Consider the following 24,176-nt stretch of genomic DNA (forward strand, 5'->3'; position numbering starts at 1 on the left):
GCTACTGGGCAGAGGACGTCAATGCAGCCTCCAGGGCATCGATGAACAGGAAAGCGACATCGCACCCCGTCTGGTCAAAGATCTCCTGGAAGCAGGTGGGACTCGTGACGTTGATCTCGGTAACGCAATCGCCGATCACATCCACTCCAGCCAGTAGCAGGCCCCGCGCCTGAAGCACAGGCCCCAAGGCGTTACCGATTTCCCAGTCCCGTGTCGACAACGGCTTGGCAACACCCTTGCCTCCGGCAGCTAGGTTGCCCCGGACTTCGCTGCCCTGCGGGATGCGCGCCAGGCAAAAAGGCACTGGTGCCCCCCCGATGATGAGGACACGTTTGTCGCCTTCGACGATCTCCGGCAAGAACTTCTGAACCATGACACTTTGCGCGCCGTGGCGGTTCAGGGTTTCGGTAATGCTTCCCAGGTTGAGCCCATCCGGGCCCACGCGGAAGATTCCCATGCCGCCCATACCATCAAGCGGCTTGAGAATGATGTCCCCGTGCTCTGCATGAAAACGCTGAATGTCTGCGGCATCCCGCGTCACAAGAGTGGGCCCGATGAATTCCGGAAACTCCATGATCGCCAGCTTCTCCGGGTGGTCGCGCAGCGCACGGGGCTTGTTGAACACACGGGCGCCGTCACGCTCAGCCTGCTCCAGCAGGTGTGTCGCATAGAAATACTCGCTGTCGAAAGGCGGGTCCTTGCGCATCAGCACAGCATCGAAGCTAGCCAAGGGTGCACTGCGCTCGGGCTGTGCGGCGTACCACTGCACCGGGTCTGCTGTCAGTTGGATGTCGCACACACGGGCCGTCACCTTGCTGCCACGCTGCCAGGTAATGTGCTGCGGCTCGCACACCGCCAAGGTGTGCCCGCGCCGCTGAGCCTCGCGCATCATGGCGAATGTCGTGTCCTTGTAGATCTTGAAGCTTTGCAGGGGATCGGCAATGAAGAGCAGTTTCATGGTGTCAGGTCAGAAAGGTGTGCAGGTGCTGCCAATGGCAGATCACTTGCAGGCAGACAAGAAGAACAGGGAGCCACGCAAGCAGTGCGCCGTGTACCTCACGCTGGTAAACGCCTGTACTGTTGCACAAATAGCGCAATCCTGCCCGCGAACACCACGCAGCTGAGCGTCACCAGAAACGTAGAGGGTGTTGCACTTTAGATTTGAGGCCGCCAAGCGCAAGGGCCTGAAAACACCTTAGAACCTGTTCAAATCTCGATCTTGGACCCCAGTTCGACCACTGCGTTGTTCGGCAGGTGCAGGAAGTCTGCCGCGCCGCTGGCGTTGTGGTGCATCTGGGCAAACAGCTTTTCGCGCCAGGGGGCCATGCCGCCGCCCATGGTGGGGATGACCGTATCGCGCGAGAGGAAGTAGCTGGTCGTCATGGCCTCCAGCTCGCAGCCCCGGCCGCGCAGCAGCTCCAGCGCGCGGGGTACGTCGGGGTCGTTCTTGAAGCCGTAGTGGATCACCACCTGCCAGCAGTCGTGGCCCAGCGGTTCAACCTGCAGGCGCTTGTCCAGTCCGATCCATGGCGTCTCGTGGTTGTGCACCGTCACAAAGAGGTTCTGCTGATGCAGCACCTTGTTGTGCTTGAGATTGTGCAAAAGCGCATTGGGCACCGCGCCGGTTTCGGCAGTGAGGAACACTGCGGTGCCATCCACGCGCGTGGGCGGACTGACGAACACCGACTCCAGGAAGTCCTTGAGGTCGATTGCGTCGGCACGCAACTTGTCATTCAGCAGGCGGCGCCCTTCCTTCCACGTCATCATCAACGAGAACACGATGCCCCCAATCAGCAGCGGGAACCATCCGCCCTGGAACAGCTTGAGCAGGTTGGACGCAAAAAACGCCAGGTCCACCACAAAGAAACAGCCTGTGGCCGCAATACACAACGCCAGCGGGTAGCCCCAGCCATAGCGGATCACGAAGAAAGTCAGCGTGGTGGTGATCAGCATGTCCAGCGTCACGGCAATGCCGTAAGCCGCCGCCAGGTTGCTGGACGAGCGGAACATCACCACCGCAAGAACGATGGCGGCGAACAGCCCCCAGTTGACCAGCGGCATGTAAATCTGCCCCGTGTCGCGCACGCTGGTGTGCTGGATATTCAGTCGGGGCAGGTAGCCCAACTGAATCACCTGCTTGGTCACGCTGAAGGCGCCAGTGATAAGGGCTTGCGACGCGATCACCGTGGCCATGGTGGCCAGCACCACCAGCGGGATCAGCGCCCAGTCGGGTGCCATCATGTAGAAGGGGTTCTTCACGGCTTCGGGCTCGGCCAGCAGCAGTGCGCCCTGGCCAAAGTAATTGAGCGTGAGCGCCGGCATGGCCACGCCAAACCAAGCCAGGCGAATGGGCCGCTTGCCAAAGTGGCCCAGATCGGCATACAGGGCCTCGGCGCCGGTCACGCACAACACCACCGCACCCAGGATGATGAAGCTGGTGCCCGGGTTGGCCCACATGAACCCGACTGCATGGTGCGGGCTCAACGCCCAGAGGATTTCGGGGTGGCCCACGATGTGAGAGACCCCCAGGAGGGCAATGCTGAAAAACCACACCAGCGTGATGGGCCCGAAGAACTTGCCGATCCCGCTGGTCCCGCGCTTTTGTACGGCAAACAGGCAAAACAGCACGACCAGTGTGATGGGAATCACGTACTGCTTGAAGTGGGGCGAGACCACCTCCAGCCCTTCCACCGCCGACAACACCGAAATGGCCGGGGTGATGACGCCGTCACCATAAAACAGCGAGGTGCCGAAGATGCCCACTGCCAGCAGCACGCCGCGCAGCCGGGGTTTGTCCTTCACGGCCTGCGAAGCCAGGGCCAGCATCGCGATCAGCCCGCCTTCGCCATGGTTGTCGGCGCGCAGCACCAGCACCACGTATTTCAGCGAAACAATGACGGTCAGCGTCCAGAAGAAGATCGAAAGAATGCCGTAGATGTTGTCTTGCGTGAACGGCACATGGCCGGACCCGAACACTTCTTTGACGGCATACAGCACACTGGTGCCGATATCGCCATACACAACACCGATGGCGCCCAGCGTGAGCGCTGCGAGCGATGACTTGGAGCTTTGCACTGACCGCACCCGGCACACAAGGGTCGCCGGGTTCCGTTACTTTTGGGAACGCTATTGTGCGCTTGCGCCCGATCAAGCGCCTGGAGGCCACACCCTATGTTGCAACGCAGCAACTCACCCTTGGCAGTCGTGGGCCGACGTGGCAGGCAGCGTCCCCTGGCTGGCAGGAACGCGCCGTGGGCAATTCAGGGAAGAGGCTAGTCGTACACCTCGGCGTCGGGGTTGGTGGCCTCCAGCTCATAGCTGGCTGCCAGCATCGCCAGGCGGCCCACCACGCCATACATATAGAAGCGGTTGGGCGCACTCACCCCCGGGCGCACGCCAGGCTGGGGCATGTGGGTGCTGTGCTCAAAGGCCAGCGGCACGAAGCTGGCGCCCGGTGCATTGAGGTTTTCGTCCACGCCGCGCTCGGCATGCATGCGGTAGAAGCCGCCCACCACGTAGCGGTCCATCATGTAGACCACAGGCTCGGCCACGGCCTCGTGCACACGCTCTTGGGTCAACACGCCTTCCTGGATGATGAGGTCGTTGACCGGCTGGCCGTCCTTGATGACGGCCATCTTGTTCTTGGTCTTGCGGTTGACCGCATCCAGCTCCTTGGCATCGCGCACGGTCATGATGCCCATGCCGTAGGTGCCGTTGTTGGCCTTGACGATGACAAACGGCTTTTCGTTGATGCCGTATTCCTTGTACTTGCGGCGCACCTTGGTCAAAAGCGCATCCACCGTGGTCTGCAGCTTGTCCATGCCTTTGTCTTCGGCAAAGTCCACCTCGTCGCACTGGCTGTACATGGGGTTGATGAGCCAGGGGTCGATGCCCAGCATCTTGCCAAAACGCTTGGCCACCTCTTCGTAGTTCTTGAAGTGGGTGCTCTTGCGGCGCACGCTCCAGCCCGCGTGCAGCGGGGGCAGCAGGTACTGCTCGTGGATGTCTTCCAGGATGCCGGGGGCGCCGGCCGAGAGATCGTTGTTGAGCAGGATGGTGCAGGGGTCAAAGTCCTTGAGACCCAGGCGGCGCTTGGTGCGCACCACGGGTTCCAGCGTCACCGTGTCTCCGTTGGGCAGCTCGATCAGCGTGGGCTTCTTGATTTCGGGGCTGATGGAGCCCACGCGCACGTTGAGCCCGGCCATGTTGAAGATGCGCTGCAGCTGCACCACGTTGGCCAGGTAGAAGGTGTTGCGTGTGTGGTTCTCCGGAATGATCAAGAGGTTGCGCGCCTCGGGGCAGATCTTCTCGATGGCAGCCATGGCGGCCTGCACGGCCAGGGGCAGCATCTCCTTGGTCAGGTTGTTCCAGCCGCCGGGGAACAGGTTGGTGTCCACGGGCGCGAGCTTGAAGCCGGCATTGCGGATGTCCACCGAGGTATAGAACGGCGGCGTGTGCTCCATCCACTCCAGCCGGAACCAGCGTTCGATGGCGGGCATCGAGTCGAGAACGCGCTGTTCGAGTTCGTTGATCGGCCCTGTCAGGGCCGTGATGAGATGCGGAACCATGGGAAGCCCTCAGAGGAGACGGGAACGATTGCAATCCATTGTAGGGTTGGGGCGTGACCGGCCTTCGCAAGCCCGCCGGGCGGATTTTTCGGGCTGCCCCCGCTCAGCGCCGCCAAAACGCCGGGGTGAGCAAGGCCATGAAGCTCAGAATCTCCAGCCGCCCCAGCAGCATGGCCAGCGTGCACACCCACACCTGAAAGTCCGTCAATACGGCGTAGTTGGACGCTGGCCCCACGCTGCCCAGCCCCGGCCCCATGCAATTGACGCTGGCGATCACAGCGGAGAACGCGGTCACCGGATCCAGGTCGGTGAGCAGCAGCACCATGCTCAGGCCAATGATGGTGGCGCCATACACCAGCATGAAGGCGAGCACCGAGAAGATCACCCGGTTGTCCACCACCGCATCGCCCAGGCGCACCGGCTGCACGGCGCGGGGGTGCACCAGGCGGTTCATCTCGCGCCGCGCCTGCTTGAGCAGGATGAGCATGCGGACCATCTTGATGCCGCACCCGGTGGAGCCCGCGCTGGTCGCCACGCCCGACAGCAGCAGCATGAACACGGGCGCAAACACCGGCCAGCTCAGGTAGTCCACCGTGGCGTAGCCGGTGGTGGTGGCAATCGACACCAGGTTGAACATGCCGTAGCGCAGCGCATCGAGCGGCGCATACACGCCTTTCACCCACAGCAGCACCGACACCAGCAGCCCCCCGCCCACCAGCGTGAACAAGGTGGCGCGCAGTTCGGGGTCGCGCCAAAACCCCTGCCAGTGGCCTTTGCGAATAGCCACAAAATACAGCGCAAAGTTGCAACTGGCCACCAGCATGAAGCCCACGGCAATGGCTTCCAGCAAGGGCGACTGATAAAAACCGAAGCTGGTGTCGTGGGGCGACAGTCCCCCCAGGCTCACCGTGGAAAACATGTACATCAGCGCGTTCACCGGGTCCATGCCCCCCGCCCAGTACGCCAGCGCACACGCCGTGGAAAACAGCGCGTACACCCCCCACAGCCCTTTCGCGGTTTCGGTCATGCGCGGGGTGAGCTTGGCATCCTTCACCGGGCCCGCCGCCTCGGCCTTGAACAGCTGACTGCCGCCTACGCCCAGCAAGGGCAACACCGCCACGGCCAGGATCAGGATGCCCATGCCCCCCACCCACTGCAAAAAGGTGCGCCACACGTTCATGGACACGGGCAATGCGTCGAGCCCGGTGAGCACCGTGGACCCGGTGGTGGTCAGGCCCGACACCGCCTCGAAGTACGCATGGGTGAACGACATGGGCCGGCCGATTTCATGGGTGACCAGCATCAGCGGCAGCGCCGCAAACAGCGGCAGCAGCACCCAGACCAGCGTGACCAGCATCACGCCATGGCGCGGCTGCAGCTCGCGCCGAAACAGGCGCAGCTTCCACCACAGGCCGCAGCCTACGGCCAGGATCGCAGCCATGGCCACGGGATAGATGTGCCACACCCCATCGCGCAGGAACCACGACACCGACAACGGCAGCCCCATGGTCAGCGCAAAGATCATGATCAGGATGCCCAGCACCCGCAGCACGGGAAACATGTCCACCATGGCGTCGTTCTCGCAGGCCCTGCGTCAGAAGAAAGTGGCGCTCACGCGGAAGAGCTTTTCCACGTCACGCACCAGCCGCTTGTGCGGCAGGAAGAACACCACGTGGTCGTTGCTCTCGATGACGGTGGAGCTGCGCGGGATGATCACTTGGGGTTCGCGCAAATCATCAGGCGGCGCGTCCGGCGAATCCGGCAGGCCGCGCACGATCAGGCCCATGTGCACCTCGTGCGGCAACTGCAGGTCGCTGACCTTGCGGCCGACCACGCGCGAGCTTTTGCGGTCGCCGCGCGCCACGATCTCCAGCGCTTCGGCCACGCCACGGCGCAGACTGTGCACGGCCTGCACATCGCCCTGGCGCACATAGGCCAGGAGCTCGCCCAGCATCGCCTGCGCGGGCGACAGCGCAATGTCGATCTGCGTGCCGTGCATCAGGTCGGCGTAGCTGCGCCGATTGATAAGGGCCAGCACCCGCTTGGCGCCCATGCGCTTGGCCAGCAGGGACGACATGATGTTGTCCTCGTCGTCATCGGTCAGCGCCAGGAAGAGGTCGATCTCTTCCACGCTCTCGCCGCCCAGCAGGTCTTCGTCCGTCGTATCGCCCTGCAGCACCAGCACATCGGACGGCAGACTGGACGCCAGCTCGATACAGCGATCAGGGTCGGACTCAATCATCTTGATGTGAAACCGCCCCGGCTCCTTGCTGAGCTGGCGCGCCAGCCGCAGCCCCACGCGGCCACCCCCGGCAATCATGATGCGCCGGACAGGCTGCCCCGGGCGGTCCCCGCGCCGGTGCAAGGCCGTGAGCACGTTGGCAATGTGGCCGCTGGCCGCCAGCACAAACACCTCATCGCCCGGCTCGATGCGCGTGTTGCCATCGCAGGCCACAAAGCGGTCCGGCTCGTCCTGAAACCGCCGGTAGATCGCCACCAGGCGCATGGCCACGTCGGGCAAGCTCTCGCGCAGCTCGCAGATGGTGCGGCTCACCATGGGCGCCCCGGCGCGCGCACGCACCGACACCAGGCAGGCGCGGCCGCCCGCAAACTCGCGCACCTGCATGGCCTCGGGGTATTCGATCAGCTTGCCGATGTAGCGGGTCAGAGACTCTTCGGGGCAGATGATGCGGTCCACACCAAAGCCCTCGGGGCCGGTCAGCCGCTCATCCAGCGTGAATCCGTTGGAACGCACCCGCGCGATGCGCTTGGGGATGTTGAACACCAGTTGCGCCACCTTGCAACACACCAGGTTGGTCTCGTCCTGTGCAGCGCAGGCGATCAGCAAATCGGTGTCCTCGGCGCCCGCCTCGGCCAACACGGCCGGTTCGATGCCATTGCCCACCACACCGCGCAGGTCAAAGCGCGACTCCAGGTCGCGCAGGCGGGCTGCATCGGTGTCGATGACTGTGATGTCGTTGCGCTCGGACACCAGGCTGTCTGCCACGCTCTGGCCCACACGGCCCGCGCCGAGGATGATGATTTTCATAAGAAATTGGGCCTTAGCGCTTTACAGGCAAGCGCTAGCAGCTATGAAATAAGAAGCAAATCAACCCCGCACCTCACCCTCGCCCAGCACCACGTACTTGAGTGAGGTCAGCCCTTCGATGCCCACCGGCCCACGCGCATGGAACTTGTCGGTGCTGATGCCGATTTCGGCGCCCAGGCCGTACTCAAAACCATCGGCAAACCGCGTGCTGGCGTTCACCATCACGCTGGCCGAATCCACCTCGCGCAGGAACTGCTGGGCGTGCATGTGGTCACGCGTCAGGATGGCATCGGTGTGGTGGCTCGAATAGTGGTTGATGTGGGCAATGGCCTCGTCCACACCGGCCACCACCTTCACGCTGATGATCGGGGCCAGGTATTCCTCGCTCCAGTCCTGCTCGGTGGCGGGCACCAGCTGGGCACCGGGCACCGAGGCCAGGATGGCCAGCGACTCAGGGCAGCCGCGCATCTCCACGCCCTTGGCGGCATACACAGCGCCGATCTGGGGCAAGAATTCGGCCGCCACGCCGCGCGCCACCAGCAGGCCTTCGCTCGCGTTGCAGGGGCTGTATTTGTTGGTCTTGGCGTTGTCGGCCACCTTCACCGCCATGGCGATGTCGCAGGGGTCGTCCACATAGGTGTGGCAGTTGCCGTCCAGGTGCTTGATCACGGGCACCTTGGCATCGCGGCTGATGCGCTCGATCAGCCCCTTGCCGCCGCGCGGGATGATCACGTCCACAAACTGCGGCATGGCAATCAGCTGGCCCACGGCCTCGCGGTCCGTGGTCTGCACCAGCTGCACGCCGTGCTCCGGCAGGCCCGCCTCCGCCAGTGCCTGCTGCACCAGCTTGGCCAGCGCCTTGTTCGAATCAATCGCCTCGGAGCCACCACGCAGGATGCAGGCATTGCCGCTTTTGATCGACAGCGACGCGGCCTCAATGGTCACATTGGGGCGGCTCTCGTAGATCATGCCGAACACGCCTATCGGCACGCGCATCTGGCCCACGCGGATGCCGCTGGGCTGCTGCTTCATGCCCAGGATCTCGCCAATGATGTCGGGCATGGCGGCGAGCTGCTCGCAGCCTTCGGCGCAGGTCTCCAGCACCTTGGGGCTGAGCTTGAGGCGGTCCACCATGGGCTCGGACAGGCCGTTGGCCACAGCGCGCTCCAGGTCTTTGGCGTTGTCGATCTGCAGCGCAGCCACGTTCTCACACAGCAAGCGTGCCAGCGCCTTGAGCGCTTTGTTTTTGATAGCTGCTGGCGCTTTGGCCATCAGCGCAGAGGCCGTTTTGGCCTGGAGACCGAGAGAATGCGTGTATTCGGCGACGTGGAGGGCGTTCATCCAGCGATTTTGCCGCACTTGGCTTTACCCTTGCGGCCTTGCCCTACTCGCACATCCTTGGCCATGACCACCACCGCCCCCGCCCAGCTCGTCGCCCTGACCGAAGCCTTGCAGGCCTTTGAACGCGGCGACCACACCGCCGCCACCCTGAGCACCCTGGCCCGCCAGCAAACCACCCTGCTCGCCGCCCTGCCCCCACGCTACGGCGAGGTGCTGCTGAACCTGCTGGACCGGCTGGAGTCGAGCGCGCTGTTTTCAGAGGAAAGCTGCTCATTCAGCCAAAAGGATCTGGTGGCCAACCTGCGGATGTGGGCAGACAAAGCGCGCGGGGTGCTGGAGCAGCCCTGAAGCCCACGGGCAGACAAAGTCCGCCACTTCATCTTTGATAGCTACTTGCGCTTACTGGATAAGCGCCAGAGGCCAAAAACACTCAAATTTATCGGCCAACCTTACCGCGCGGCCTGGGTCAGCCTGCACACCTGCAACGCAAGCCTCTGCAGCGCCTGCCACCCGTCCGTGGGCCAATCGGGCTGCTTGAGCCCCTTGACGATGCCGTCCACGATATGCGCCGACTGCAGCAGGCGCGCCAGCGCCGCGTCGCTGGCCCTGGGCAGGATGCGTTCATACAGCTTTTCCTTGGCGCCCCACACCCGGTTTTCGCGCAGGGCCATGGGTAGAGGGCGGCCGGCGTTCATGGCGTCTTTCACGCGCTTCAAGGCACGGATGTCTTCGGCCAGCGCCCAGTGCACCAGCACTTCGGCCTCACCCTCGGCCTGCAGGCCGTCGAGCATGCGCTGCACGCGGGCGGTATGGCCTGAGAGCACGGATTCAGAGAGCTTGAACACGTCGTAGCGCGCCACGTTGAGCACAGCGGCTTCGACCTGGGCCTGTGTCAGCTCGCCGGGGGGGTGGAGCAATGCGAGCTTTTGGATCTCCTGGTGGGCGGCGAGCAGATTGCCCTCCACCCGGTCGGCAAAAAACTGCAGCGTGCGCTGGCCCTCCTCGCCCGCCACCACGCGCTGGCCCTGGGCGGCCAGACGCTGGGCGATCCACTGCGGCAGCATGCCGCGCTCGATGGGGTCGATCTGGATCGAGGTGCCGCTGGATTCCAGCGCCGCAAACCATGCGCCCGTGCGTGTGGCCTTGTCCAGGCGCGGCAGCATCACCAGCGTGAGCGTGCTGTCGTTGCCCTTGGCGGATTCAGCAATCTGCTGCAGCGCCACGCCGCCATCCTTGCCGGGCTTGCCCGAGGGGATGCGGATCTCGACGATCTGCTTGTCGGCAAACAGGCTCAAGCTGCCGCCAGCTGCCAGCACAGCGCTCCAGTCAAAGTGAGCGCCTGCTACCGTGTACGAGGTGCGTTCGGTATAGCCCTGAGCACGGGCCGTGGCGCGGATGGCGTCTGCCGCCTCCTGCTGCAGCAGGGGCTCGTCGCCATGCAACACGTAAAGCGGCGACAGGCCCCGTTGAAGATGCGGTGAGAGTTGGGCCAGGGCGACTTGCATGCGGCAAAGTTTATCGCCTGGGCAGGCCCGGCACTGTGCACATTGCCAGCAAATGCCCTCACAGTGCACAAGAGAGACCGCGAACTAGTCAGCTGCAGTGCTATTCACTGGCGCCCAAAGCCCCGAGAATTCCCCCGGGGCGCGTACACGCGCCCGTACCGACATCGACTGCCTTCCCAGAAAGCCCCCGCACCATGCCACCCAACGCCCTGCGCAGCGCCCAGCCCACCAGCCTGATCGGCGCCCCCACCGACATCGGCGCCGGGGCGCGCGGCGCCTCCATGGGGCCCGAGGCCCTGCGCGTGGCGGGCCTGCAGGCAGCGCTGGAGTCGCACGGACTGCAGGTGTTTGACCGGGGCAACTTGAGTGGCCCCGCCAACCCCTGGCAGCCGCCCGTGGACGGTTATCGACACCTGCCCGAGGTGGTGGAGTGGAACCAGCGGGTGTTTGACGCCGTGTATGCCGAACTGCAATTGGGCCACCTGCCCATCCTGCTGGGTGGCGACCACTGCCTGGGCTTGGGCAGCATCAGCGCCGTGGCCCGCCATTGCGCAGAAATGGGTAAGAAGCTGCGGGTGCTGTGGCTGGATGCCCATGCCGACTTCAACACCAGTGCACTCACGCCCAGCGGCAATGTGCATGGCATGCCCGTGGCCTGCCTGTGCGGGTTCGGCCCCGAGGCGCTGACCGGGCTGGCCCGCATGCCGGGCGGTGGCGCGGCGCTCCGCCCGTCGCAGATCCGACAAATCGGCATCCGCAGCGTGGACGCAGGCGAAAAGCGCTTTGTGCATGAGCAGGGCCTGGAGGTGTTCGACATGCGCTACATCGACGAGGTGGGCATGCGCCAGACCATGCAGCAGGCGCTGGCCGGACTGGATGCACACACCCACCTGCATGTGAGCTTTGATGTGGACTTTCTGGACCCCGACATCGCGCCCGGCGTTGGCACCACGGTGCCGGGAGGCCCCACCTACCGCGAGGCGCAGTTGTGCATGGAGATGATTGCCGACAGCGGGCGCCTGGCCTCGCTGGACATTGTGGAACTCAACCCCGCGCTCGATGTGCGCAACCGCACGGCGGTGCTGGCGGTGGACTTGGTGGAGTCGCTGTTTGGCAAAAGTACGCTCATGCGGACATCCCCCTGAGCACCTGCGCCTCGCCCATCACGAACGCCCGGCACGGCGCTGTCGCTGCCTGCTGCTCTGCGCTACCGCCAAGAGGCCACAGCCGCACGCCTGGGCTCAGCGCTTGGCCGCTGCCAGGCGGCGCATAAGCTGCTGCACCAGGTCGGTCCGCATGTTGCGGTAGAGCAGTGCTTCCTCAGCCTCCTTGGCCAGGGCGATGGTTTCGTTGTAGCTGATGTCGCGCTGCTGCAGCAGCTCGGTCTCGGGAATCAGTTCGGCACCTGCCGGGGTACGCAGCCGGAACCTGATGCGCAGGCGCAGCTGCAGTTCGCGCACCTGGCCGGAAGCATTGAGCCCCACCACCGCGCGCTCCTGCTGCTCCTGCAGCACATCCAGAATGGCATCGGCCGTGGGCATGGCCGCCGGGTCGCGCAGCAGCTGCAGCTTGCCGCCCGAACCCTCCAGCGTGCGCTGCAACTCCCGCGCGAGGGGCGAGCCTGCAGGTGCTGCGATGTAGAGCGAGTCAAACCCGAACTCGGGCACGCCCCGCAGCCGAAATCCGCAAGCGGACAGCAGGGCCACGGGCGCGAGGGAGAGCAGTGTGCGCTTGTTCATGGGGGCTATACCACCACGTTCACGAGGCGGCCAGGCACCACAATGACGCGCTTGGGCGCAGCGCCTGCAGCCTGGGCCACAAACGCCTCGCTGGCCAGGGCAATGCGTTCGATCTCGGCCTTGTCGGCCTGTGCGGGCACATGGATGGAGCCGCGCAGCTTGCCGTTGACCTGCAGCATGAGCTCGATCTCGTCCTGCACCAGCGCGTTCGCATCGACCTGGGGCCAGGGTGCATCCAGCAGGTCGCCCAGTTCGGCCGCGTAACCCAGGCCGCTCCAGAGGCTGTGCGCAATGTGGGGGGTGGCCGGGTACAGGCAGCGCAGCAGGATGCCAAAGCCTTCGATCAGCGCCACCTGGGCACCAGCCGAGTCGGTGGCCTTGAAGTCTTCGAGCGCGTTGATCATCTTCATCGCGCCGGAGACCACGGTGTTGTACTGCATGCGCTGGTAGTCGTAGTCCACCTGCTTGAGCACGGTGTGGATCTCCAGGCGCAGGGCCTTGGCTTCTTTGCCAAATTCAACGTCTTTCAGGCTGCTGGCGCTTGCCACGCTTGCGCTTGCAGCTCCCATATCCATAGCAGACAGCTTGAGGCCAAAGTTCCACACCCGGCGCAGGAAGCGGTAGCTGCCTTCCACCGCAGCGTCGTTCCACTCCAGCGTGGCCTCGGGCGGTGCGGTGAACATGGTGTACAGGCGGGCAGTATCGGCGCCGTACTTCTCGATCAGGTCCTGCGGGTCCACGCCATTGTTCTTGGACTTGGACATGGTGCCCACGCCCTCGTAGTCGATGGGCGTGCCCACGGGCAGCAGGCCGTCGCCGCTGGTGGCTTCGTTCTTGAGCTTGGCGCCGATGATCTTGCCGCCTTCATCGAGCACATGCTCCACATCATGCGGCCAGAAGTAGTCCTTGCCGCCCTTGGCGGTGCGGCGGCTGTAGATGTGGTTGAGCACCATGCCTTGCGTGAGCAGCTTGGTGAAGGGCTCGTCCACTTTCACCAGGCCCAGGTCGCGCATGACCTTGGTCCAGAAGCGGGCGTACAGCAAGTGCAGGATGGCGTGCTCAATGCCGCCGATGTACTGGTCCATCGGCATCCAGTAGTCGGCACCTCCCGCCACCATCGCGTCGGCATTCTTGGGGTCGCAGTACCGCATGAAGTACCACGAGCTGTCCACGAACGTGTCCATGGTGTCCGTCTCGCGGCGGGCAGGCTTGCCGCACACGGGGCAGGTCACGCCCGCGTGGAAGCCCTCGTGCTTGTGCAGCGGGTTGCCCGAGCCATCGGGGATGCAGTCTTGCGGCAGCACCACGGGCAGGTCTTTTTCGGGCACGGGCACGGCGCCGTGTTCATCGCAGTGGATGATGGGGATCGGCGTGCCCCAGTAGCGCTGGCGGCTCACGCCCCAGTCGCGCAGGCGCCAGGTGGTCTTCTTCTCGCCCAGGCCCTTTTGCTCCAGCGCATGGGCCACGGCGTTCACGGCTTCCTTGTACGACAGGCCGCTGAAGCTGTCGGAGTTGATGGTCACGCCGCGCTGCTTGTCGCCGTACCAGTCGTTCCATTGGTGGTAGTCGAAGTGTTCGCCATCAACCAGCACCACTTGCTTGATCTCGATGCCGTACTTGAGGGCGAACGCGAAGTCACGCTCGTCGTGCGCGGGCACGCCCATCACGGCGCCGTCGCCATAGCCCATGAGCACGTAGTTGCCGACCCAGACCTCGACCTTCTCTTCGGTCAGCGGGTGGGTGACGAACAGGCCCGTGGGCACGCCCTTCTTCTCTTGCGTGGCCAGCTCGGCCTCGGTCGTGCCGCCGCTCTTGCACTCTTCGATGAAGGCTTTCAGTGCAGGGTTGGTTTTGGCGGCATGGGTGGCCAGCGGGTGCTCGGGCGCCACGGCGCAGAAGGTCACGCCCATGATGGTGTCGGCGCGCGTGGTGAACACGTACATCTTGCCGTCGCCGATCAGTGCACCGTCGTCGCCCGCGATGTCGTGCGGGAAGGCGAAGCGCACGCCCTCTGACTTGCCGATCCAGTTTTCCTGCATCAGCTTCACGCGCTCGGGCCAGCCGGGCAGCTTGTCGCCGGTGACGAAGTCCAGCAGCTCTTCGGCGTAGTCGGTGATCTTGAGGTAGTAGCCGGGGATCTCGCGCTTTTCGACCACCGCACCCGTGCGCCAGCCCTTGCCGTCAATCACCTGCTCGTTGGCCAGCACGGTCTGGTCCACCGGGTCCCAGTTCACGACCTGGGTCTTGCGGTAGGCAATGCCCTTTTCCAGCATCTTGAGGAACAGCCACTGGTTCCACTTGTAGTAAGTGGGGTCGCAGGTAGCCACCTCGCGGCTCCAGTCGATGGCCAGGCCCATGGCCTGCATCTGCTTTTTCATGTACGCGATGTTTTCGTACGTCCACTTGGCAGGGGGCACACCATTCTTCAGCGCCGCGTTCTCGGCGGGCAGGCCGAACGCGTCCCAGCCCATGGGCATCAGCACGTTGTGGCCGTTCATGCGCAGGTAGCGCGTGAGCATGTCGTTGATGGTGTAGTTGCGCACGTGGCCCATGTGCAGCTTGCCGCTGGGGTACGGCAGCATCGAGCAGGCGTAGAACTTCTTCTTGTTGGCGTCTTCCGTCACGCGGTAGGCATCGGTGGCGGTCCAGTGGCCGTGGGCGGCGCGCTCGACGTCTTGGGGAGAGTATTTGTCTTGCATGGGGGCTCAGGGGTGAGAGGGAGGTGCAGCCGCAGGGCCGCGCTGCGCAGATTTTAGGCTGTCAGGCCCCACCTTCCGCGCCTGGCGCCGCCAGCGGCCTGCGCAGAACGGCTGGCACGGCAGCGCACGGCGGTTTCAGGGGGCCTTGGCAGGGGCAGACGGCGCGCCTGCGGCCGGTGGCTCGGCCACAAAGCCGATGCGCTGCAGCCCGGCCAGATGCGCTGCGCCCATGACCTCGACCACGCGCCCGTAGGGCACTGCGGCGTCAGCGCGCAGCTGGATTTCGGTGTCGGGCCGTTCGGCGCCGATGCGGCGCAGGCGCTCAGCCAACGCGCTCTGCGACAGCGGCTGGTCGTCCAGAAAGGCTTGGCCCGACGCATCGACCACAAGGGTAACGAACTGCGGCGCACTACCGGGCGTGGCGCCCTCGGAGCGTGGCAGGTCGAGCCGGATGGAGCTGGCCAGCAGCGGTGCCGTGAGGATGAAGATAACCACCAGTACCAGCATCACATCGACCAGCGGCGTCATGTTGATGTCGCTCATGGGCTGTGGCCCGGTGGTGCGTTCGAGTCTGCCGAAACTCATGCCCCCACGCTCCCCATGGGGGCTGACCCGCCTTGGGGCGGCCCGGCGGCGGGTCGGCTCGCATTGCTCAGACCTTCTGTGGTGCCTGCCAAACTCTGGAGTGCCGCCGTGTCAATGACCAGTTCGCGCAGGTCGCGCGCAAACCCTTCCAGGTCCGCCTCGATGCGGCCGATCAGCCGCCCAAACACGTTGTAGGCCAGCACGGCGGGGATGGCCACGGCCAGCCCGGCCGCCGTCATGACCAGGGCCTCGCCCACGGGGCCGGAGACGCGGTCGATGGTGATCTGGCCCGCGCCCGCCATGGCCGTCAGCGCATGGTAGATGCCCCACACGGTGCCCAGCAGCCCCACGAACGGCGCGGTGGAGCCCACCGTGGCCAGCAGCACCTGGCCAAACTGCAGGCGCCCCAGCACGCCATGCAGGGCATCGCGCAGCACCCGGGTCAACCGCTGAGACAGGCTGCCCGCGCTGGCCAATGAGGCCGGGGCATCGGGCAGAGAATGATTTGCTATTGAATTTGCAGCAACCACCAGAGGCAAGACCAGCGCAGCGCGGTCAAAAGACTGCAAACGTTGTGCTGCAACCTCCATGGATGGCGCCTGCCAGAACGCCGCAGTGCAGCGGGCCACGTCGGCACTGGCCTGGCGCATGAGCCGCAGCTTCCAGACGATGACCACCCAGCTTGCCACCGACATGGCCAGGAGCACCAGTGCGGCACCCTGCGTGACGGCGTCGCCCTGGCGCCACCAGTGGAGAGCGTCCATCAATACCTCGCTATTTGGCGCATCGCCCGCAACTGGCGCGCCCGAAGCCAGTGCCACCGTGGAACTGGCTTCGCCAGGCCACGGGTGGCGTCCCCCTGTAAGGGGAAGATGCGAAGCATCTCAGGGGGTTTCTCATTGCAGACCGAGCACGTCGAACATGTCGAACATGCCCGTCTTGTGCCCAGCGAGGAACCGCACCGCCCGCAGGCTGCCCTGTGCGTAGGTGGAGCGACTGGAAGACTTGTGCGTGATCTCGATGCGCTCGCCGATGCCCGCGAACAGCACGGTGTGATCGCCCACGATGTCACCACCCCGGATGGTGGCGAAACCGATGCTCGACGGGTCGCGCTCGCCGGTCACACCTTCGCGGGCGTACACGCCACATTCCTTGAGGTCGCGCCCCATGGCGTCGGCAATCACCTCGCCCATCTTGAGCGCGGTGCCCGAGGGCGCATCCACCTTGTGGCGATGGTGGGCTTCGATGATCTCGATATCGTAGCCCGTGGCCATGGCCTTGGCCGCCATCTGCAGCAGCTTGAGGGTGACGTTCACGCCCACGCTCATGTTGGGCGCCATGACGATGGCGGTGCGCTGGGCAAAGACGGCAATCTCGGCCTTTTGCGCATCGGTGAAGCCCGTGGTACCCACCACGGCTTTTACCCCGAGTTCGCAGCACACGGCCAGATGGGCCAGGGTGCCCTCAGGGCGTGTGAAATCAATCAAAACGTCGGCGTTTTTCAGGCCCGCAGCAATGTCGGCGGTGATGGCAACACCGCTGGCATGGCCCAGAAACGCGGTGGCATCCGAACCGATGCCGGGGCTGGACGGCACGTCCAGCGCGCCTGCCAGCACACAGTCATCACTGGCGCGAAGGGCCTCGATCAGCATGCGGCCCATGCGACCGGAGGCACCGGCAACGGCAACACGGAGGGGGCGCGAGGGCGTGGATGCGGGGGCAGGCGAAGGGGTCCCTGTCATGAGTGTCCTGTACGTTGTCGTTGGCTTTGAAGTGAGGCGGGCATCGATCTACCCGTTGCCCCACCGGCCAGATCGCGAAAATCAGCGTGCTGGCGCTTCCAGCGGCGGGTAGCTGACAGAAGCAGGCTCCAGCGGGGGCGCTGTCGGGGAGGCAGATGGCCGTTGCGACGCAGGGTAGCGGGCCAGTTGCTCCGGTGTGGCCTCCAGCACGGGCACCTTGCTTTTGGAGCCACGCGAGCCCAGTGTGGCCACGAACTCGGTCTCTGTGGGCATGGGGTCGCCTTCGGAGCGGTCCAGCCCATCGCCCTTGAAATACACGGTCAGCTTGCGGGTCTGGGCTTCTTCACCGGGGCGTTTGAGCGTGAACACGTATTCCCAGCGGTCTGCATGGAACAGGCTGGTGACCAGCGGCGTACCGAGGATTTCACGCACCTGCTGGCGGCTCATGCCGGGCTGGAGCGCCTCGACCTGCTCGCGCGACACAAAATTGCCCTGCACCACATCGATTTTGTAGGGAGTGACAATGCTGGCAATGCGGGTACTGGCACCATCCAGGCTACTGCAACCGGCCAGGGCGGCCACGCTGGCACCGACCAAAAGGACCAGGCCCAGGCGGGCGCTGAAACGGGCTTTGACGGGCATGGGTAAAAGGGCTGAGGATATGATCGCCCCATTGTAGCGGTAGGCCTTCTGACCTTGAGGCCGAGGCCCGCATCCCGAAAGACCATGCCATGACCAACATCGACGAACTCAAAAGCACGGGACTCAAGGCCACGCTGCCCCGCCTGAAGATTCTGGAGATCTTCCAGAAAGGCGAGCAACGCCACATGACGGCCGAAGATGTGTTCCGCGTGCTCCTGGAAGAGCGTTCGGACATTGGTCTGGCCACGGTCTACCGCGTGCTCACGCAGTTCGAGCAGGCGAGCATCCTGATCCGCAGCAATTTCGAGAGCGGCAAGGCGGTGTACGAACTCAACGAAGGGCAGCACCACGACCACTTCATCTGCACGTCGTGCGGTAAGGTGGAGGAGTTCTACGACCCCGAGATTGAAAAACGCCAGCAGGCCGTGGCCAAGGCCAAGGGCTGGCTGGTGCAGGACCACACCATGGCCCTGTATGGCCAGTGCGCTGCCTGCGCAGCGAAGTGAGCTCCCCCTGAGGCGCTGCGCGCCTTCCCCCTGAGGGGGACGCCCCCGGTGCGGCGGGGCGGCCCTTGCACGGGGGCGCTGGCATCGGGCGGTGGTGGTGCCAACAGTGCGCCCCAGCTTGTTTTGGGGCTGGATTCCTGGCAACCCGACCTTGGCGAACTCAACCGCCGGTGTCACGCTCCATGGCGCGGCGATGGCGCTCCACAAATTCCTGGTAGGTATCAATGCCGCGCAGTTGCAGGATGGTGTTGCGCACGGCGGCTTCGACCAGCACGGCGATGTTGCGGCCAGCCACCACCTGGATCACCACCTTGAGCACGGGCACGCCCAGCACGTCTTGCGTGAGTGGTTCGTAGGGCAGGCGCTCGTAGTCGCGCTCCAGGGTCTCCTTGCGCACCAGGTGCACGATGAGTTTGAGGCGCATCTTGCGGCGCACCGCCGTCTCGCCAAAGATGGCTCGGATATCGAGCAGACCGATGCCGCGCACTTCCAGCAGGTTCTGCAACAGATCGGGGCACTTGCCCTCGATGGTGGTCTGGTTGATGCGGTACAGGTCCACCGCGTCGTCGGCCACCAGGCCGTTGCCGCGCGAAATCAGCTCCAGGCCCAGCTCGCTTTTCCCCAGGCCAGATTCGCCGGTGATCAACACCCCCAGCCCGAGAATGTCCATGAACACGCCGTGCATGGTGGTGCGGTCGGCAAAGTGCTTAGACAGGTAGGCACGCAGCACGTCGATCACAAACGCCGAGGACTCGTGCGTGGAGAACATCGGGATCTGCGCGCGTTCGCACATCGACACCAGCGCATCGGGGGCGGTCTGGTCGTCGGCCAGCACCAGCACGGGCGGCTCCAGCGTCACGATGCGGGCAATGCGACGCTTGCAATCGTCGGGAGACGCGCTGCTCAGATAGGCAATCTCGCGCTCGCCCAGGATCTGGACGCGGTAGGGATGGATGTAATTGAGGTAGCCGACCAGATCGGCCCCGGAGCGCGCGGACCGCACGGCCACTTCGTCAAAGCGCCGCTCGGAAGCGCCCAGCCCGGCCACCCACTCCCACTTCAGGGGGCCGCGAAATTCCTCAAACAGAACATCGGCGCTGACAACATTGGGCTTCACGGCGAATCAGCGAAAGTGCGCAGCGCCAGACAGGCTCAAGCCGTTTGCGTGGACTGCCAGCCGGCAATCATGCCGTGCAGTTCGGCAGCATCGGTGCAGGCCTTGAGCCTTTCACGCAGGGCCGAATCGCTGAGCAGTTCGGCAATCTCGGAGAGGATTTCGAGGTGCTTCTGTGTGGCGGCTTCAGGCACCAGCAGAAAAATCAGCAGACCCACAGGCAATTCGTCTGGCGCATCGAACCCGATGGGGTTCAGCAGCTGGAACACGGCAGCCATCGGTGCCTTGAGGCCCTTGATGCGCCCGTGGGGAATGGCCACGCCATGGCCCAGTCCGGTGGAGCCCAGGCGTTCACGCGCAAAGAGGCTGTCGGTGATCAACGCGCGCGAGAGACCGTGCTGGCTCTCGAACAGCAGACCCGCTTCTTCAAAAGCACGCTTCTTGCTGGTGGCGTCAACGCTCACAAGCACTTGAGCGGAGGGCAGGATGGAGGCGAGTCGGTTCATGGTCAAGGGTAACAATTATGCACATATTGGCGAAAACCCTGAGCGCGGCGCTGTGGGCAACAAAAAAACCGCCCGAAAGGGGCGGCTGCTGTGCCAGGCTCAGGGCTGGCGCATCAAGCGTGCAGTTCGCGCTTGGCGGCTTCGTGGTGGTGGTCCTGCAGGCGATCTTTGTGGCGCACCACCTGACGGTCCATCTTGTCGACCAGTTCATCCACGGCAGCATACAGGTCGGCGTGGGAGCTTTCGGCAAACAGGTCGTTGCCCTTCACATGGATATTGCATTCCGCTCGCTGCCGCTTTTCCTTCTCCTTTTGCTTCTCTACCGTCAGCAGTACCTTGACGTCGACAACTTGGTCAAAATGGCGGGTGATCCGGTCCAGCTTGGTGGTGACGTAGTTGCGCAAGGCTGGGGTAACTTCGAGGTGGTGACCGCTGATCGTCAGGTTCATAGATAAGTCTCCTGTAACACTCTCTGTGGAAGAAGCGCCGTCCTGGATCAGAGGAGCGGCCCGGCGAACTTGGATGCATCCCGTTGACGTGAAGTCACTATGCCCCCGCCCTTCCTGAAAAGCAATCCCATTCCGCCCCGACCCGCTGGGTTATGCCCGCCAAGGTGCCAAGCCCCCAAAAAGCGCGCACAATGGCTGAGTTGCCGGGGAGCACACGCCCCGCCAGTCGGCAGTTGCTCAGCGTGCCGAAGGCGCTGCACCATGCAGCGTCAACCGCCCTGCCACCACCATCGACAGCAGGCTCGCGGCAATACCCACCAGCGCCGCCATCCAGTAGTTCTGCACCAGTCCCTGCGCGTCGCGGCTGATCAGCATCCCGCCCACCAAAGACGCCGCCCCCATGGCAGCAGACTGCACCGATGCGTTCAAGGTCATGAAGGTACCGCGCAGCGGTGCCTGCGCCGCAGAGGCCACGATGGCCATGCCCGGAATCATCCGGCCGCTCACAAAGGCAAACATCAGGGTGGACACCGCCAGAATGCCCCACAGCGGCAGCCCCTGCACCAGCGTGATGCCCAACAGGCAGGGCGCCGCAGCCAGGGCCAGCCAGCGAAAGGTTCGCACCTTGCCGCGCAGGTCCGTCAACCGGCCAAACAGGCGCGCGGTGAACAGGGTCGCGACACCTCCACACAGGTAGGCCACCGGAATCTGGTCGGCCCGCACACCAGCATTGGTCTGCATGTAGATGGTGATGTAGGGAATCACCGTAAAACCTGTAAACATGAGCAACGCGGAGAACAGGAACGCCCAGCGATGGTTCGGGTCGACAAGCACTTGTCCGATGCCGCCCAGCGCCGTTCGTCCGCTGGCCGCCTGCACATGGGCCGTCATCGCCGGCATGGTGCGCGCCGCCAGCACGGCCAGCAGCCCCACCATCGCGGCAATCGCAATGAACGGCATGTTCCAGCCACCCACCTCGGCAAGGATCAGCCCCAGCGGAACACCGGCCACGGTCGATACCGAGAACGAGGTCATCACGATGCCCATCGCACGGCCGCGCCGCTCGAACGGGATCACGTCAGCCACGATGGTTTGCGACAGGGCCGACAAGACACCCCCGAATGCCCCCGCCAAAACGCGCGCCACCATGAGCGTGCCGTAGGTGGGCGCCACGCCACAGGCCAGTGTGGCCAGCCCAAACAGGACGTAGAGGACCAGCAGCAGCCGCTTGCGCCCGAACCGGTCAATGTACGTAGACGCCAGCAAACCCGAAGCCCCGGCCGACAGCGTATACGCCGACACCAGCAGTCCGAACTGCGCGTCGCTGATGGAAAACAGCTGCGTGAACCGGGGCCCCAGCGGCATCATGATCATGAAGTCAAGGATGTGGGTGAACTGAATGCCCGCCAGGGTGAGCAGCAGCCAAAGTTCGCGGCGGGGAGTGAGCGCAGAGGTGGAGGTCACAGGGGGCGCGGCCGAAGGCGGCACTGTCAGATTCAGGGCCACACAGTGTGCCGCAAGCTCACCGAGCGCGCAGGTCCGCACTAGCGGCCTCATGCACGCCGGTACATGCCCCTGCCAAGCCCCCACCGAGCCCTTGCCGCAGACACGCGTCAGACCCGCGCGTAAAATCCAAAGGTTGCGCGCACGCACTTGAAGACTTCACCAGCTCCCGCGCTTCACTCCCCGTTTTGCGGCCTGCCTGCAGCGCACATCGATCGCCCACACCGACACCATGACCCAGCCCAGCTCCAACGCCCTGCACACCTCCGCCCTGACATCGCTGCCCCTGCTGGCACGCGGCAAGGTGCGCGACAACTACGCCGTGGGCGACGACCGCATCCTGATGGTGGCCAGCGACCGCCTGTCGGCCTTTGACGTGATCATGGGCGAGCCCATTCCGGGCAAGGGCGAGCTGCTCACCCAGATGGCGCTGTTCTGGTTCGACAAGCTCGGAGATATCTGCCCCAACCACCTGACGGGCGACGCGCCGGAAAGTGTGGTGTCTCCGGAAGAAGCCCCGCAGATCCGTGGCCGGTCCATGCTGGTGCAGCGGCTGCAGCCCATTCCGGTCGAAGCCGTGGTGCGGGGCTACCTGGCCGGCAGCGGCTGGAAGGAATACCAGGAATCACGCGCAGTGTGCGGGGTGCCCCTGCCAGAAGGGCTGACCAATGCCGCCAAGCTGCCCGAGCCCATCTACACCCCGGCCGCCAAGGCCGCTGCGGGCGAGCACGATGAAAACATCACGTTCGAGCGCACGGTGGAGATGATTGGCTTGGACCTGGCCACCCGCATCCGCGACCTGAGCATTGCGATCTACAAGGCTGCTGCCGACATCGCGCTCGCCAAAGGCATGATCATTGCCGACACGAAATTCGAGTTTGGCCTGGCGCCCGATGGCACGCTGGTGCTGATGGACGAAGTGCTCACGCCCGACAGCTCGCGCTACTGGCCCGTGGAAGGCTACGAGGCCGCCCTGGCCGCTGGCCAGAACCCACCGAGCTACGACAAACAATTTGTGCGCGACTGGCTGGAGCAAGCCCAGGTGAACGGCAAGCCCTGGGACAAGACCGCGCCCGCCCCCCGCCTGCCGCGCGAAGTGATCGAAAAGACCGCCGCCAAGTACCGTGAAGCGCTGGAGCGGCTGACGGCCTGACGCCTCCGTCAGCCCCCACCAAAAAGAAAAGGCCCTTCCCGGGCCTTTTCTTTTTGGTGGGGTGAACCCCGCTCAGCTCAACTGAGCACCACGCTCGACAAGCGGCGCCGGTAGGTCGCCACCACCGGGTCGTCGGGAGGGATCTGGCCGTCGGCCACCTTCACCTTGGGCAGCTCGATGATTTCAAGGATGGCCACATAGGTCTTGCGGGCGGCCTCTTCGCCCCAGGCCTTGTCGCGCATGAGGATTTCGAGCAGTTCGTCCATGGCGTCCGTCCAGCGCTGGTCGGCCATGAGCCAGCGGGCGCGGGCGTAGCGGGTGTCAAAGTCGCGCTTGTTGGCGGCGATTTTTGCATCAAAATCGGCACCAGCGCCTTCCCCATAAGCGTTAGAAGCTACGAAATCAATAGCATCCATCCAGGCTTTCAACGCACCCAGCTTGCGCGAGGCTGCGGCCTTGGCGATGACGGGGGCAAAGGCGACCTTGGCGTCGTCCTCGCGACGCAACTGCAGCAGCAGCTTGACGTAGTCGAAGCGCGCGTCGTCATTGGAAGGATCGGTCACCACGGCGTGCTGCAGCTTCTCCAGCGCGGTACTGGTGTCGCCTTCGGCCAGGGCGTCCTGGGCTTCTTCTTCCTCGATTTCCGCCACCAGTTCTTCGGCGGTGGGGATGTGCTTGTCCAGGAAGGCGCGCACCTGGCCTTCGGGCAGGGCGCCCATGAAGCCATCCACGGGCTGGCCGTTCATGAGCAGCACGCAGGTGGGAATGCTGCGGATGCCGAACATGCCCGCCAGCTGCTGCTCCTGGTCCGAATCGATCTTGACCAGCTTGAAGCGGCCCGCGTAGTCGGTCTCCAGCTTTTCCAGCACCGGCCCCAGCGACTTGCAGGGGCCACACCAGGGCGCCCAGAAGTCCACCAGCACGGGCACGTTCATCGAGGCAGCAACCACCTCGGCTTCAAAATTTTCTACGGTGACGTCAATCATGGCGGTGTGGAGGCCAGGGGCCTGTGGAGCGGTTTGCGCGCTATTTTGGCCCATCGAAACAGCCCCATGCCGGGAAGGGAGGCGCAAAA

The 24,176-nt window shown here is 64.4% G+C and carries 22 protein-coding genes; 4 read left to right on the forward strand and 18 right to left on the reverse strand.

Annotated features, from left to right (window positions below; genetic code table 11):
* Position 1: 1 nt before the first annotated feature.
* The 6 genes from gshB to AC2YJX_RS23770 all read right to left on the reverse strand — a co-directional run bounded on the left by gshB (position 2) and on the right by AC2YJX_RS23770 (position 8,958).
* Positions 2–958, reverse strand: coding sequence for a glutathione synthase (gene gshB, locus AC2YJX_RS23745; protein ID WP_121508297.1), 957 nt, complete (start codon positions 956–958; stop codon positions 2–4).
* Between the two features lie 248 nt (positions 959–1,206).
* Positions 1,207–3,075 carry a potassium transporter Kup gene (locus AC2YJX_RS23750; RefSeq protein WP_121421466.1) on the reverse strand — a complete coding sequence of 623 codons (1,869 nt, stop codon included), beginning with the start codon at positions 3,073–3,075 and terminating at the stop codon, positions 1,207–1,209.
* A 197-nt stretch (positions 3,076–3,272) separates the two neighbouring features.
* A complete protein-coding gene (gene gshA / locus AC2YJX_RS23755; protein ID WP_055395416.1) occupies positions 3,273–4,568 on the reverse strand; it encodes a glutamate--cysteine ligase in 1,296 nt (431 codons plus the stop codon).
* Between the two features lie 103 nt (positions 4,569–4,671).
* Positions 4,672–6,138 carry a TrkH family potassium uptake protein gene (locus AC2YJX_RS23760; protein WP_487257453.1) on the reverse strand — a complete coding sequence of 489 codons (1,467 nt, stop codon included), beginning with the start codon at positions 6,136–6,138 and terminating at the stop codon, positions 4,672–4,674.
* 24 nt (positions 6,139–6,162) lie between these two features.
* Positions 6,163–7,617, reverse strand: a complete 1,455-nt coding sequence (gene trkA / locus AC2YJX_RS23765) for a Trk system potassium transporter TrkA (RefSeq protein WP_487257454.1) — start codon at positions 7,615–7,617, stop codon at positions 6,163–6,165.
* A 60-nt stretch (positions 7,618–7,677) separates the two neighbouring features.
* Entirely contained in the window at positions 7,678–8,958 is a 1,281-nt protein-coding gene (locus AC2YJX_RS23770; RefSeq protein WP_487257455.1) for a glutamate-5-semialdehyde dehydrogenase, read from the reverse strand.
* Between the two features lie 63 nt (positions 8,959–9,021).
* On the opposite strand from AC2YJX_RS23770, the gene AC2YJX_RS23775 reads away from it, so the two are divergent.
* Positions 9,022–9,306: a hypothetical protein gene (locus AC2YJX_RS23775; RefSeq protein WP_156358621.1), complete on the forward strand. Its 285-nt coding sequence runs from the start codon at positions 9,022–9,024 to the stop codon at positions 9,304–9,306.
* Between the two features lie 101 nt (positions 9,307–9,407).
* Here the strand turns inward: AC2YJX_RS23775 and holA are convergent, their stop codons facing one another.
* Positions 9,408–10,463: a DNA polymerase III subunit delta gene (gene holA / locus AC2YJX_RS23780; RefSeq protein ID WP_228900239.1), complete on the reverse strand. Its 1,056-nt coding sequence runs from the start codon at positions 10,461–10,463 to the stop codon at positions 9,408–9,410.
* Between the two features lie 194 nt (positions 10,464–10,657).
* Here holA and rocF point away from each other — a divergent pair, with 194 nt between their 5' ends.
* Complete coding sequence (gene rocF / locus AC2YJX_RS23785) at positions 10,658–11,608, forward strand: arginase (protein ID WP_121421472.1); 951 nt, start codon at positions 10,658–10,660, stop codon at positions 11,606–11,608.
* 96 nt (positions 11,609–11,704) lie between these two features.
* Here the strand turns inward: rocF and AC2YJX_RS23790 are convergent, their stop codons facing one another.
* The 6 genes from AC2YJX_RS23790 to AC2YJX_RS23815 form a co-directional block, all read right to left on the reverse strand.
* Positions 11,705–12,202 carry an LPS-assembly lipoprotein LptE gene (locus AC2YJX_RS23790; protein WP_055395428.1) on the reverse strand — a complete coding sequence of 166 codons (498 nt, stop codon included), beginning with the start codon at positions 12,200–12,202 and terminating at the stop codon, positions 11,705–11,707.
* A 5-nt stretch (positions 12,203–12,207) separates the two neighbouring features.
* Complete coding sequence (leuS, locus tag AC2YJX_RS23795; protein WP_487257456.1) at positions 12,208–14,901, reverse strand: leucine--tRNA ligase; 2,694 nt, start codon at positions 14,899–14,901, stop codon at positions 12,208–12,210.
* A gap of 135 nt (positions 14,902–15,036) precedes the next feature.
* Positions 15,037–15,486 (reverse strand): ExbD/TolR family protein, encoded by a 450-nt coding sequence (locus AC2YJX_RS23800; RefSeq protein WP_176887395.1) that lies wholly within the window; start codon positions 15,484–15,486, stop codon positions 15,037–15,039.
* Positions 15,483–16,250, reverse strand: a complete 768-nt coding sequence (locus tag AC2YJX_RS23805) for a MotA/TolQ/ExbB proton channel family protein (RefSeq protein WP_121508288.1) — start codon at positions 16,248–16,250, stop codon at positions 15,483–15,485. Before AC2YJX_RS23805 ends, AC2YJX_RS23800 begins: the two co-directional genes overlap by 4 nt.
* Positions 16,251–16,382: 132 nt before the next feature.
* On the reverse strand, positions 16,383–17,228 hold the full coding sequence (gene dapB, locus AC2YJX_RS23810; protein ID WP_121421477.1) for a 4-hydroxy-tetrahydrodipicolinate reductase: 846 nt from the start codon (positions 17,226–17,228) through the stop codon (positions 16,383–16,385).
* Between the two features lie 81 nt (positions 17,229–17,309).
* Entirely contained in the window at positions 17,310–17,870 is a 561-nt protein-coding gene (locus tag AC2YJX_RS23815; protein ID WP_121508286.1) for an outer membrane protein assembly factor BamE, read from the reverse strand.
* An 89-nt stretch (positions 17,871–17,959) separates the two neighbouring features.
* Here AC2YJX_RS23815 and fur point away from each other — a divergent pair, with 89 nt between their 5' ends.
* Positions 17,960–18,376: a ferric iron uptake transcriptional regulator gene (gene fur, locus AC2YJX_RS23820; RefSeq protein WP_487257457.1), complete on the forward strand. Its 417-nt coding sequence runs from the start codon at positions 17,960–17,962 to the stop codon at positions 18,374–18,376.
* A gap of 160 nt (positions 18,377–18,536) precedes the next feature.
* On the opposite strand, the gene hprK is transcribed toward fur, so the two are convergent.
* The 4 genes from hprK to AC2YJX_RS23840 form a co-directional block, all read right to left on the reverse strand.
* Complete coding sequence (hprK, locus tag AC2YJX_RS23825) at positions 18,537–19,493, reverse strand: HPr(Ser) kinase/phosphatase (protein ID WP_055395437.1); 957 nt, start codon at positions 19,491–19,493, stop codon at positions 18,537–18,539.
* A 35-nt stretch (positions 19,494–19,528) separates the two neighbouring features.
* A complete protein-coding gene (locus AC2YJX_RS23830) occupies positions 19,529–19,996 on the reverse strand; it encodes a PTS sugar transporter subunit IIA (RefSeq protein WP_055395439.1) in 468 nt (155 codons plus the stop codon).
* Positions 19,997–20,109: 113 nt separating this feature from the next.
* Positions 20,110–20,445 (reverse strand): ribosome hibernation-promoting factor, HPF/YfiA family, encoded by a 336-nt coding sequence (gene hpf, locus AC2YJX_RS23835; RefSeq protein ID WP_010464246.1) that lies wholly within the window; start codon positions 20,443–20,445, stop codon positions 20,110–20,112.
* A gap of 237 nt (positions 20,446–20,682) precedes the next feature.
* Positions 20,683–21,909 carry an MFS transporter gene (locus AC2YJX_RS23840; protein WP_487257458.1) on the reverse strand — a complete coding sequence of 409 codons (1,227 nt, stop codon included), beginning with the start codon at positions 21,907–21,909 and terminating at the stop codon, positions 20,683–20,685.
* Between the two features lie 271 nt (positions 21,910–22,180).
* Between AC2YJX_RS23840 and AC2YJX_RS23845 the strand changes: the two genes are divergently transcribed.
* Positions 22,181–23,101: a phosphoribosylaminoimidazolesuccinocarboxamide synthase gene (locus tag AC2YJX_RS23845; protein ID WP_218301903.1), complete on the forward strand. Its 921-nt coding sequence runs from the start codon at positions 22,181–22,183 to the stop codon at positions 23,099–23,101.
* 77 nt (positions 23,102–23,178) lie between these two features.
* Here the strand turns inward: AC2YJX_RS23845 and trxA are convergent, their stop codons facing one another.
* A complete protein-coding gene (gene trxA / locus AC2YJX_RS23850) occupies positions 23,179–24,087 on the reverse strand; it encodes a thioredoxin (protein ID WP_487257459.1) in 909 nt (302 codons plus the stop codon).
* Positions 24,088–24,176 lie beyond the last annotated feature (89 nt).

This window comes from Acidovorax sp. SRI_002, assembly GCF_057586455.1.

Coding starts and splice junctions, on each gene's coding strand:
- gshB (WP_121508297.1), bottom strand. CDS start 958: ATGAAACTGCTCTTCATTGCCGATCCCCTGCAAAGCTTCAAGATCTAC.
- AC2YJX_RS23800 (WP_176887395.1), bottom strand. CDS start 15,486: ATGAGTTTCGGCAGACTCGAACGCACCACCGGGCCACAGCCCATGAGC.
- AC2YJX_RS23775 (WP_156358621.1), top strand. CDS start 9,022: ATGACCACCACCGCCCCCGCCCAGCTCGTCGCCCTGACCGAAGCCTTG.
- holA (WP_228900239.1), bottom strand. CDS start 10,463: ATGCAAGTCGCCCTGGCCCAACTCTCACCGCATCTTCAACGGGGCCTG.
- AC2YJX_RS23770 (WP_487257455.1), bottom strand. CDS start 8,958: ATGAACGCCCTCCACGTCGCCGAATACACGCATTCTCTCGGTCTCCAG.
- leuS (WP_487257456.1), bottom strand. CDS start 14,901: ATGCAAGACAAATACTCTCCCCAAGACGTCGAGCGCGCCGCCCACGGC.
- AC2YJX_RS23815 (WP_121508286.1), bottom strand. CDS start 17,870: ATGCCCGTCAAAGCCCGTTTCAGCGCCCGCCTGGGCCTGGTCCTTTTG.
- trxA (WP_487257459.1), bottom strand. CDS start 24,087: ATGATTGACGTCACCGTAGAAAATTTTGAAGCCGAGGTGGTTGCTGCC.
- hpf (WP_010464246.1), bottom strand. CDS start 20,445: ATGAACCTGACGATCAGCGGTCACCACCTCGAAGTTACCCCAGCCTTG.
- gshA (WP_055395416.1), bottom strand. CDS start 4,568: ATGGTTCCGCATCTCATCACGGCCCTGACAGGGCCGATCAACGAACTC.
- dapB (WP_121421477.1), bottom strand. CDS start 17,228: ATGACAGGGACCCCTTCGCCTGCCCCCGCATCCACGCCCTCGCGCCCC.
- fur (WP_487257457.1), top strand. CDS start 17,960: ATGACCAACATCGACGAACTCAAAAGCACGGGACTCAAGGCCACGCTG.
- AC2YJX_RS23830 (WP_055395439.1), bottom strand. CDS start 19,996: ATGAACCGACTCGCCTCCATCCTGCCCTCCGCTCAAGTGCTTGTGAGC.
- rocF (WP_121421472.1), top strand. CDS start 10,658: ATGCCACCCAACGCCCTGCGCAGCGCCCAGCCCACCAGCCTGATCGGC.
- AC2YJX_RS23845 (WP_218301903.1), top strand. CDS start 22,181: ATGACCCAGCCCAGCTCCAACGCCCTGCACACCTCCGCCCTGACATCG.
- trkA (WP_487257454.1), bottom strand. CDS start 7,617: ATGAAAATCATCATCCTCGGCGCGGGCCGTGTGGGCCAGAGCGTGGCA.
- AC2YJX_RS23760 (WP_487257453.1), bottom strand. CDS start 6,138: ATGGTGGACATGTTTCCCGTGCTGCGGGTGCTGGGCATCCTGATCATG.
- AC2YJX_RS23805 (WP_121508288.1), bottom strand. CDS start 16,250: ATGGACGCTCTCCACTGGTGGCGCCAGGGCGACGCCGTCACGCAGGGT.
- AC2YJX_RS23790 (WP_055395428.1), bottom strand. CDS start 12,202: ATGAACAAGCGCACACTGCTCTCCCTCGCGCCCGTGGCCCTGCTGTCC.